The 9,205-nt window shown below is 68.2% G+C and carries 7 protein-coding genes; 5 read left to right on the top strand and 2 right to left on the bottom strand.

The genetic code is table 11. The features are described 5' to 3' along the window. Window positions 1-130: 130 nt before the first annotated feature. Window positions 131-2,308, bottom strand: a complete 2,178-nt coding sequence (locus ABE423_RS19775) for a primosomal protein N' (protein WP_346487252.1) — start codon at window positions 2,306-2,308, stop codon at window positions 131-133. Window positions 2,309-2,720: 412 nt separating this feature from the next. Here ABE423_RS19775 and ABE423_RS19770 point away from each other — a divergent pair, with 412 nt between their 5' ends. From ABE423_RS19770 to sppA, 4 genes are all read left to right on the top strand, one after another. Further along, window positions 2,721-3,725, top strand: a complete 1,005-nt coding sequence (locus tag ABE423_RS19770; protein WP_346487250.1) for a hypothetical protein — start codon at window positions 2,721-2,723, stop codon at window positions 3,723-3,725. Then, window positions 3,718-4,296: a DUF3106 domain-containing protein gene (locus ABE423_RS19765; protein WP_293794621.1), complete on the top strand. Its 579-nt coding sequence runs from the start codon at window positions 3,718-3,720 to the stop codon at window positions 4,294-4,296. The genes ABE423_RS19770 and ABE423_RS19765 overlap by 8 nt, the downstream gene beginning before the upstream one ends. Before the next feature lie 239 nt (window positions 4,297-4,535). Then, the gene (locus ABE423_RS19760; RefSeq protein WP_346487248.1) at window positions 4,536-5,900 is read left to right on the top strand and encodes an MATE family efflux transporter; all 1,365 of its coding nucleotides are present in this window, start codon (window positions 4,536-4,538) and stop codon (window positions 5,898-5,900) included. A gap of 116 nt (window positions 5,901-6,016) precedes the next feature. Beyond that, window positions 6,017-7,939, top strand: a complete 1,923-nt coding sequence (gene sppA, locus ABE423_RS19755; protein ID WP_197615596.1) for a signal peptide peptidase SppA — start codon at window positions 6,017-6,019, stop codon at window positions 7,937-7,939. A gap of 73 nt (window positions 7,940-8,012) precedes the next feature. Here the strand turns inward: sppA and ABE423_RS19750 are convergent, their stop codons facing one another. Next, complete coding sequence (locus tag ABE423_RS19750) at window positions 8,013-8,225, bottom strand: hypothetical protein (RefSeq protein ID WP_125892184.1); 213 nt, start codon at window positions 8,223-8,225, stop codon at window positions 8,013-8,015. 111 nt (window positions 8,226-8,336) lie between these two features. Here ABE423_RS19750 and ABE423_RS19745 point away from each other — a divergent pair, with 111 nt between their 5' ends. Continuing rightward, on the top strand, window positions 8,337-9,113 hold the full coding sequence (locus tag ABE423_RS19745; protein WP_010481164.1) for an SDR family oxidoreductase: 777 nt from the start codon (window positions 8,337-8,339) through the stop codon (window positions 9,111-9,113). Window positions 9,114-9,205: the final 92 nt, after the last annotated feature.

Here is a 9,205-nt window from a genome sequence, read left to right as displayed (position 1 = left end):
GATCGCCTGGGGTGTCTTCAAAAGCGGCCGGGACTTCGATCCGGCCATGCTGAAGGTGGGTCAAGCCTGCTTCCAGCAGGCTTGACCACGAACATAGGATCTCGACTCTACGCAGCATTGGGCAGCGCCCTCAATACAGATCCGTCGGATCCACATCCAGCGACCAGCGCACCTTGCGTGCCTCCGGCAGCGCATACAGCTGCGGCACCAGCTGGGCCAGCACGCCATGCAGCGGTGGCCGCTGAAGCGCGGACAGCAACAGCTGCGTGCGCTGGTAACCGGCACGCCGCGGCATCGGCGCCGGCATGGGCCCATAGGCCTCGACCACATTCTGTTCGCCCAGCAACTGCCGCGCCGCCAGCAGGAACGCATTGGCATGCTCGACCTGCTGTGCCTCGGCGCGCATCAGTGCCAGATGCGCGAACGGCGGGAATCCGGCGGCCTGGCGCTGGTTCAATTCGGCCTGCGCGAACGGGTGGTAGCCACCGCTCACCAGGGTTTCCAGCAGCGGATGCCCGGGGTGATGGGTCTGCAGCCAGACCTCGCCGGGATCGCGTGCACGGCCGGCGCGGCCAGCGACCTGGATCAGCTGCTGTGCCAGTTTTTCACTGGCACGGAAGTCCGCGGAGAACAAACCTTCGTCGATGCCCACCACCACCACCAGTGTCAGCTTCGGCAGGTCGTGGCCCTTGGCCAGGATCTGCGTGCCGACCAGGATGCCGGGCTGGTCACCCAGTTTCGCCAGCTGCTGTTCCAGTGCGTCGCGTCGTGAGGTGGTGCCGCGGTCGATGCGCACCACCGGAAAATCGGCGAAGGCGGCGGTGAGGTGCTCTTCCAGGCGTTCGGTACCGATGCCCTGTGGCTGCAGCGCCAGGCTGCCGCAGGCCGGGCATGCCAGCGGCGCCGGTTGCCGCGCACCGCAGTGGTGGCATTGCAGGCGACGGCCGCCACCATGCACGGTCATCGGTGCATCGCAGCGGTTGCAGGGCGCGGTCCAGCCGCAGTCATGGCACAGCAGCACCGGTGCGTAGCCACGGCGGTTCTTGAACACCAGCACCTGCTGGCCCCGCTGCAGATGCTCGCCGATGCCGGCCAGTACGTCGGCCGACAGACCGTCATGCAGCGGCCGTTTGCGCACATCGAGGATGCGCACGCGCGGTGGCCGTGCATCGCCGGCACGCTGCTTCAGGCGCAGGTGGGTGTAGCGCCCAGCGTAGGCGTTTTGCAGGGTTTCCAGCGAGGGCGTGGCACTGCCCAGCAGCACCGGGATGCCCAAGGCCTTGGCCCGCACCAGGGCGAAATCGCGCGCGTGGTAGCGGATGCCGTCCTGCTGCTTGTAGCTGCCGTCATGTTCCTCGTCGATGATCAGCAGACCGGCCTGCGGCAGCGGCGTGAACACTGCCGAGCGGGTGCCGACAATGACGCGTGCTTCACCACGTGAGGCGGCTGCCCAGACGCGAGCGCGCTCGTTATCGTTCAAGCCCGAATGCAGCGCATGCACGGCGATGCCGAGGCGGCCGCGGAAGCGTGCCAGGGTCTGCGGAGTCAGGCCGATTTCCGGCACCAGCACCAGCGCCTGCCTGCCCTGTGCCAGGCAATGGATGATCGCCTGCAGGTAGACCTCGGTCTTGCCGCTGCCGGTCACGCCATCCAGCAGGAAAGGCTGGAAGCCGTCGGCGGCGTTGATCGCAGTCACGGCCTCGGTCTGGTCCGGGTTGAGCGTGGGCCCGGGCAACGGCTGCGCATGCTGCGGTGCCACCGTCATCGCCACGCGCTCGGCCAGTGCACGCTTGGACAGACTGCGTGCGGCGGTGCGCCAGTCCTCCATGCGTTCGCCCAGTACGTCTTCATCCACCACGGCCTCGGCCAGCAGTTCGGCCAGCTGCCGCGGGCGGCTGCCGGCGCGCAGCTTCCCGCGCTGGGCATGGCCTTCGGGTGTCAGTTGCCAGCCCCAGTGATGGGTGTCGGGCAGGGCCTCGCCGTGGCGCAGCGGGCCGGGCAGGGCGGTGCTGAGTACTTCGCCCAACGGCGCGTGGGTGTAGCGCGCCAGCCACTGCAGGCTCTGCCACAGCTCACCCTGCAGCAGCGGCTGCGGGTCGCACCAGGCCAACGCCTGGCGGAGTCCCTGGCCGTCGTCGGTCTGGCCGTGTCCCACCACCACACCGACCAGCTCACGGTTGCCGAACGGCACCTTCAGGCGGCAGCCGACCGCAACCGTGGGGGCCACGCCCTCCGGCGACAGGTAGTCGAACAGGCGGGGCAGGGGGACGGGCAGGGCGACCTGCAGGGTCGGAATCGGTGAAAGCATCGGGCCAGTGTACCGGGCCATGCGCGCGCGAATGGCGGGGTGGGCGGCGGCGGGACGGCGCCCGTTGAATCATAAATGTCACCTAAATATCGGTGTCCATTGGAGATTCAGTCTTATCCACATGTTCTGTGGATAACGCTGTGCGTTACCGGTCGGCGGGCGCGCAGGAGGCCGATGGCGACGGCCTCACGCTCCGGTTGGTCAAAAAATCGCCATACTTTAAAATCCATCAAAATCAATTACTTAAGTGTGAAACAATGCTGAAACAGAGTGAATTCAGCTGGATGCCACAGTTTCCTGCGCAGGCAGCGTGGTGCTGTGCACAACCTGCAGCACGAAGTGCCTGTGGGCGCAAGTCCTACGGGCGCCGATGGCCTGCCGCTATCATGCGGGCAGACCTTTGGAGTGATCGATGACGGCTGTGCCCGCCCCTGTTTCCTCGACCGCGGCCGGTGCGCTGTCGGCGTTCCTGCGAGGTGTTGAACGCCGCGCCCTGGTGGTGGCTGAACTGCAGTGCGGCGATGCTGCCCGGGCCGAACAGACACTGGTGGCGGTGATGCGCGCGTTTGCGGCGGTCGCCAGTGACCTGCCGATGGCGCAGTGGCCAACCCGCTTCTGGACCCTGCTGGGCCAGCGCCAGGCGCTGCGTGAGCCGGTGGGCGGCCAGTGGGAGCCGCCGCTTGCCGCCTTGGGCCAGATGGGACCGTTGCCGCGCCTGGCGCTGTTGCTGCGGGTGGGCGGCAGCCTGGATGAAGGTATCGCCACGCGCGTGCTCGACCAGGACGAAGCCGGCTACCAGCAGCTGCTGGCCGATGCCTGCCCGCGTGACGCGCACGGCCAGCCCGACGCCTCGGCCTGGCGCCAGCTGGCCGAACAGGTGCAGCTGCGCATCCGCGATCTGCCCGTCAAACGCCTGCAGCAGCTGCAACAGCCGGCCGCACCGACGAACAGCAGTGAAGCGCCGACCTCCAGCTGGCGCACCCCGCAGCGCGACGAGCGGGCTGCAGCCACTGGCAAGCGCCGCCGCGCCAATGCCAAGCCGCGCTGGCGCGGTCCGTTGATCCTGCTGATAACCGTGGTGGTACTGCTGGCCGCCGCGCTGGGCTGGCGCCATTGGCAGGGACATTCGTTCGGCAGCGACGCACCGCTGCCGGAAGGCGTGGTTGGTGAGTCGGGTCCCGTCACGGTGGAAGCACTGCCGCCGAGCAAGGTCAATGCCACGCCGGACGCGACCCCAGCGCAGGCGACGGACGACGCCACGATGCTGGCCGACAGCGACTATCCGCTGGTGGCCGATGCCGATCTGTATGCATGGACCGCCGCGGGCGGCCCGCTGCCGGTGGACGAGTCGCAATCCAAGCCGAGCCGGCCGGAGCCGGCCAGCGCCACGCTGGAAACCGCTGCTGCCGATGAATAAGACCGTATTCGCCAGCCTGCTGCTGGCCCTGCCGTTGTCGCTGTCCGCCGCGCCGCAGACCTTGAACGTGCCGCTGCCGCCGCCAGTGCCGGGCAGTTCACCGGCGGCCCCGGCCACCACAGGTACGACGCCCGCTACGTTCGCCCAGCTCGATGCCCAGCAGCAGCGCCAGCGCCGCGCCGACTACGCCGCATGGCGGGCATTGCCGGAGGGCGAGCGTGAGCGGATCCGTCAGGCCGCTGCGCGATTCAATGCGTTGCCGGCCGACCAGCAGCAGCGCCTGCGGCAGCAGTTCCAGGCGCAGGACCAGGCCTTCCGCGAAGGCTGGCGGCTGGGCCCGCAGCTGGGCCTGGAGTTCCCCAAGCTGCACGGCCTGTTCGGCTTCGTGCCGCCGGAACAGCGCGAGGCCGCGCTGGCCGTGCTGCGCCAGCTCAGCCCGGCGCAGCTGGCCCAACTGACCCTGGTGGCACAGCGCACGCCACCGCAGGAGCGCGACAAGGTCCGCGGCGCGTTCCTCGCGGTGCCGCCGGCCGAGCGCGATACCTGGCTCAAGCGCCAGGCCGGGCAGTAGAAAGAAAAGGGGACGGAGGGGATTAAGTCGTATTCGGCACAGTCGGGCTTGAAACGACTTAATCCCCTCCGTCCCCTTTTTCTGTTCGTAACGCGATCGCAACGCGTGATGCCGGGGCCTGCCGGAACCCAGCATTCACGCCATGTCATGGGAATGCGTGCGCTGCGCGCGTAAGATGGCGGCCCGCAACCCGGTGCCTGTGCCCTTCGCGCGCAACCGTAGTTCGCGTCAAGCACCTTATGTCTACTGCAACCTCCACGCCGCGCTTCAGCAAGGAAGTCGGCGCTACCGGTCTGCTCGCCCTGCCGCTTGTGCTCGGGCATGTGTCCACCGGTCTGATCTCCTTCGTCGACAATGTCATTGCCGGCCACCACGCCACGGCGACCCTGGCCGCGGTGACCATCGGCACCGCCCTGCTGTGGCTGCCGATGCTGATCCCGATCGGCACCCTGATCTCACTCACCGCCTCGGTGTCGCAGCTGCATGGCGCTGGCCGCGAGCGCGAGATCGGCCCGCTGTTCCGCCAGGCACTGTGGCTGGCGCTGGGCCTGGGCCTGATCATGTTCACCTTCCTCACCGTGGTGCCGCCGCTGCTGCCTGCGTTCGGCATCGCACCGGACATCGTGCCGGGGGCCACCGCGTTCCTGCACGCGGTGCGCTGGGGCGGACCTGCGCTGACCCTGTACTTCTGCATGCGCTATCTCAGCGAGGGCATGCACTGGACGCTGCCGACCATGCTGCTCGGCTTCGGTGGCCTGCTGGTGCTGGCACCGATGGGCTACGTGCTGGCCAACGGCAAGCTCGGCTTCCCGGAAATGGGCGCCGAGGGCCTGGGCATCGCCTCGGCGGTGATGATGTGGCTGCAGGCGATCGCCTTCGCCACCTACCTGTGGTTCACCAAGCGCTTTGCCCACCTGCAGCTGTTCTCGCACTTCGAAGGACCGCGCTGGAAGGCGATCTGGGACCTGCTGCGCACCGGCCTGCCGATCGGCATCACCGTGCTGATGGAGGGCGGCCTGTTCATCGTCACCGCGCTGCTGATCGGCCGCCTTGGTGCCAATGAAGCGGCCGCGCACCAGATCGCGATCAACGTCGCCCAGCTGTGCTTCATGATCCCGATGGGCGTGGCCGAGGCCACCACCGTGCGCGTCGGCCATGCGGTCGGCCGTGGCGATGGCTTCGGCGTGCAGCGCGCGGCCTGGGCCGGCTACGCGATCATCATGGGCACGCAGACCCTGTCGGCGGCGGTGCTGCTGTTCGGCCACGATGCCATCGTCGGTGTCTACACCAACGACCTGGCGGTGGCCGGCCTGGCCTCCACCCTGCTGCTGTACGCGGCCACCTTCCAGTTCCCGGATGGCATCCAGGTGCTGTCGGCCGGCGCGCTGCGCGGGCTGAAGGACACCCGCGTGCCGATGTTCATCGCCATGTTCGCGTACTGGGGCCTGGGCATGCCGCTCGGCGCCGGGCTCGGCCTGGGGCTGGGCATGGGCCCGCAGGGCATGTGGATCGGCCTGATCGTCGGCCTGACCGCCGCCGCCATCCTGATGGGCTGGCGCCTGCGTCGCAGCAGCCTGCGCATCGGCCAGTCGGCACTGTCCTGATCCGCCCCGCCCGCCGCGATGACCCGTGGCGGGCGATCCCCTGACTTGTGTCCGATGCCGCATCACACGGCACCGGCTATGCTGGCACCACGGCAAGAAGCCATCCGGAGCGTTCCATGAATCAACCCGTGCCCCCGCTGCCCCCGGCGCGTCGCAACCCCGTCGCCAGTTTCTTCATCGGGCTGTGGGACGTCATGAACTTCACCCGCCGGTTGATCCTCAACCTGGTGTTCTTCGGCCTGCTGTTCCTGCTGCTGGTGATGTTCGTCATCGCCGCCGGCATGGGCGCCGGTGCCAGCAAATCGCTGCAGGACCGCACTACCCTGGTGATCGCGCCGGAAGGCCGCCTGGTCGAGCAGTTCAGCGCTGACCCGGTCAGCCGCGCACTGGCCAAAGCGGTGGGCGACAACGGTGCCGAAGAGATCCAGCTGCGCGACCTGCTGCGGGTGATCGAGTCGGCCAAGGAAGACAAGAAGATCGAGCGCGTGGTGCTGGAGCTGGACAAGCTGCAGCCGTCGGGCTTCGCTTCGCTGCGTGAAGTGGCCGCGGCACTGCAGGACCTGCGTGCGTCCGGCAAGCAGCTGGTGGCCTACAGCGAGAGCATGGGCCAGTCGCAGTACCTGCTGGCCGCACAGGCCGACGAGGTCTACCTGGACCCGATGGGGTCGGTGGTGCTCGAGGGCCTGGGCCGCTACCGCCAGTACTTCCGCACTGGCCTGCAGGACAAGCTGGGCGTGGACGTGCACCTGTTCAAGGTGGGCGAGTACAAGTCCGCCGCCGAACCCTACGTGCTCGACGCCGCTTCGCCGGCCTCCAAGGAAGCCGACCTGTTCTGGATGAACGACGTGTGGCAGCGCTACCTGGGCGACATCGCCAAGGCCCGCCGCCTGGATCCAGCACAGCTGGCCGCCGGCATCGACACGCTGCCGGAAGGCATCGCCGCCGCCGGTGGTGACCTGGCCAAGTTCGCCCTGCAGCAGAAGCTGGTGACGTCGCTGAAGACCCGCGAGGAATTCGAGGATCTGATGATCGAGCGCGGCGTGGCCGACGAAGATGCCGACGGTGGTTTCCGCAACGTCGACTTCGGCAGCTACCTGGGCCAGCTCGATGCGCGCCGCAACCCGGTGGACTCGCGTCCGCAGGTGGCGGTGGTGGTGGCCGCCGGCGAAATCAGCGGTGGCGACCTGCCGGCCGGCCGCATCGGTGGCGAATCGACCTCGGCGCTGCTGCGTGCCGCGCGTGACGACGAGAACGTGAAGGCCGTGGTGCTGCGCGTGGATTCGCCGGGTGGTGAAGTGTTCGCCTCCGAGCAGATCCGCCGCGAGGTGGTGGCCCTGCAGGCCGCCGGCAAGCCGGTGGTGGTGTCGATGGGTGACCTGGCCGCCTCCGGTGGCTACTGGATCAGCATGAATGCCGACCGCATCTATGCCGACCCGTCGACCATCACCGGTTCGATCGGCATCTTCGGCATGGTGCCGAACTTCAGCCGCGCGCTGGACAAGATCGGCGTGCACACCGATGGTGTCGGCACCACCCGTTTCGCCGGTGCCTTCGATGTCACCCGTCCGATGGATCCGGCTGTGGGCCAGGTCATCCAGACGGTGATCAACAAGGGTTACGCCGACTTCACCGGTCGCGTCGCCGACGCCCGCAAGAAGCCGGTCGAGGCCGTCGACGAAGTGGCCCGTGGACGCGTGTGGAGCGGTGCGCAGGCCAAGGAACGTGGCCTGGTCGATGCCTTCGGTGGCCTGAAGGATGCGGTGGCCGATGCCGCCAGCCGCGCCAAGCTGGGCAAGGCTGATGCCTACCGCGTGCGTTACATCGAGAAGGCGGCAACGCCGTTCGCGCAGTTCGTCAGCGGTTTCGCCGGCAGCCGTGCAGGTGCCTGGATGCTGTCCGACTCGGGCATGGCGCGGATGGTGCTGGCGCGCACGATGCCGGAAGTGGATACGCAGCTGCGCTTTGTCGAGAACGCGGCCCGCGAGAAGGGCAACGGCACGCCGGTGAAGGCGCTGGCGTACTGCTTCTGCGGGTTCTGATCGGAAGCCATCCACGCACGGCGTGGATCTACTGGAAGCGCCCGGCCTCGGCCGGGCGTTTTCGTCTGCGGGGTTACTGCGTCGCGTCGGCCTCGGCCTTGCGCTCACGCGCGGCGGCATCGTCCACGGTCTTCTGCACGCCCTTGGCGCGGTCCAGCGGTTCGTTGATTGCGCGCGACATCGCCCGGGGCACCGGTGGCTTTTCCGGGTTCGGCGCCGGTGGGCGCTGGCAGCCCGCCAGCAGCGCGGTGGCCAGCAGGGACGTGAACAGGATCAGGATGCGCATGGCGGCACTCCGTGATGGGCGTGCGGGCAGTGTCGCATCCTCGGCAGGGGGCGGCCGTGAGCGCGTATCCTTGCCGCATCGAAACACAGCGGGCGCGGCCCGGGAGAACACATGACCCAGCAACGGTGGCGCCTGGACGGCCAGACCGCCCTGATCACCGGCGCCAGCGCCGGCATCGGCCTGGCCATCGCGCATGAACTGGCTGGCTTCGGCGCCGATCTGATGATCGTCGGCCGTGATATCGACATGCTGGAGACCGCGCGCGACGAACTGCTGGACGTGTATCCGCAGATGCAGGTGCATGCGCTGGCCGCCGATGTCTCCGACGACGAGGACCGCCGCCAGATCCTGGACTGGGTGGAGGATCATAGTGATGGCCTGCACATCCTGGTCAACAACGCCGGCGGCAATGTCACCAAGGCGGCCACGGAGTATTCCGAGGACGAATGGCGGAAGATCTTCGAGACCAACCTGTTCTCGGCCTTCGAGCTGTCGCGCTATGCACATCCGTTGCTGGCACGCCACGCGTCGTCATCCATCGTCAACGTCGGCAGCGTGTCCGGCCTGACCCATGTGCGCAGCGGCGTGGTCTACGGCATGACCAAGGCGGCGATGCATCAGATGACCCGCAACCTGGCCGTCGAGTGGGCCGAGGATGGCATCCGGGTCAACGCGGTGGCGCCGTGGTACATCCGCACGCGGCGCACGTCCGGTCCGTTGGCGGACCCGGACTACTACGAGGAAGTGATCAACCGCACGCCAATGCGCCGCATTGGTGAACCGGAGGAAGTGGCCGCAGCCGTGGGCTTCCTGTGCCTGCCTGCGGCCAGCTATGTGACCGGCGAGTGCATCGCGGTGGACGGCGGTTTCCTGCGCTACGGGTTCTGATCTTTCAGCAGGTAGTGCCGGGGGGGGGCGGGGGGCAGCGACCCCACGAAAAAGAAAGGGTTGGGGGGCACAGGCCGGGGCGCCCCCCCCGC

The sequence above is a fragment of the Stenotrophomonas sp. TWI1409 genome (assembly GCF_039673015.1).
GTDB classification, from domain to species: Bacteria; Pseudomonadota; Gammaproteobacteria; order Xanthomonadales; family Xanthomonadaceae; genus Stenotrophomonas; species Stenotrophomonas maltophilia_A.
This window is presented reverse-complemented; position numbering and strand designations above follow the sequence as displayed.

Coding starts and splice junctions, on each gene's coding strand:
- ABE423_RS19775 (WP_346487252.1), bottom strand. CDS start 2,308: ATGCTTTCACCGATTCCGACCCTGCAGGTCGCCCTGCCCGTCCCCCTG.
- ABE423_RS19770 (WP_346487250.1), top strand. CDS start 2,721: ATGACGGCTGTGCCCGCCCCTGTTTCCTCGACCGCGGCCGGTGCGCTG.
- ABE423_RS19765 (WP_293794621.1), top strand. CDS start 3,718: ATGAATAAGACCGTATTCGCCAGCCTGCTGCTGGCCCTGCCGTTGTCG.
- ABE423_RS19760 (WP_346487248.1), top strand. CDS start 4,536: ATGTCTACTGCAACCTCCACGCCGCGCTTCAGCAAGGAAGTCGGCGCT.
- sppA (WP_197615596.1), top strand. CDS start 6,017: ATGAATCAACCCGTGCCCCCGCTGCCCCCGGCGCGTCGCAACCCCGTC.
- ABE423_RS19750 (WP_125892184.1), bottom strand. CDS start 8,225: ATGCGCATCCTGATCCTGTTCACGTCCCTGCTGGCCACCGCGCTGCTG.
- ABE423_RS19745 (WP_010481164.1), top strand. CDS start 8,337: ATGACCCAGCAACGGTGGCGCCTGGACGGCCAGACCGCCCTGATCACC.